Origin of the sequence: Flavobacterium cheongpyeongense (assembly GCF_003202435.1) — a bacterium.
Lineage (GTDB): Bacteria > Bacteroidota > Bacteroidia > Flavobacteriales > Flavobacteriaceae > Flavobacterium > Flavobacterium cheongpyeongense.
In genome coordinates this window covers 1-789 of sequence record NZ_QJHK01000051.1, presented here as the reverse complement: position 1 = coordinate 789, position 789 = coordinate 1, and the positions used below count along the sequence as shown (strand labels likewise).

At 48.3% G+C, this 789-nt stretch carries 1 pseudogene; it reads left to right on the top strand.

Going from position 1 to position 789, the window contains the following annotated elements:
* Positions 1-789: pseudogene (locus tag DMB65_RS21855) on the top strand (SprB repeat-containing protein); the annotation flags it as partial.

The window sequence follows — 789 nt, the reverse complement described above, 5'->3', positions numbered from 1 at the left end:
GTAACGGTGGATCTAATGGTTCTGCTTCAGTGACTCCTTCGGGTGGTGCTGGTGGATATACCTACTCATGGTCGCCTTCGGGTGGAACAGCTGCTACAGCAACCGGATTAAGTGCAGGAACATATACGGTAACGGTAACCGATGCTAACGGATGTACCGCTACTCGAAACTTTACAATTACTCAACCAACGGCTATCAGTACGGCAACTGCGGCGCAAACAAATGTGTCTTGTAACGGTGGATCTAATGGTTCTGCTTCAGTGACTCCTTCGGGTGGTGCTGGTGGATATACCTATCTATGGAGTAATGGTGCTACTACTGCTACAGTAACCGGATTAAGTGCAGGAACATATACGGTAACAGTAACCGATGCTAACGGATGTACCGCTACTAGAAATTTTACAATTACACAACCAACAGTAATTAGTACAGCAACTGCGGCGCAAACAAATGTGTCTTGTAACGGTGGATCTAACGGGTCTGCTTCCGTAACTCCTTCGGGTGGTGCAGGTGGATATACCTACTCATGGTCGCCTTCGGGTGGAACAGCTGCTACAGCAACCGGATTAAGTGCAGGAGCATATACGGTAACGGTAACCGATGCTAACGGATGTACCGCTACTCGAAACTTTACAATTACTCAACCAACGACTATCAGTACAGCAACTGCGGCGCAAACAAATGTGTCTTGTAACGGTGGATCTAATGGTTCTGCTTCAGTGACTCCTTCGGGTGGTGCTGGTGGATATACCTACTCATGGTCGCCTTCGGGTGGAACAGCTGCTACAG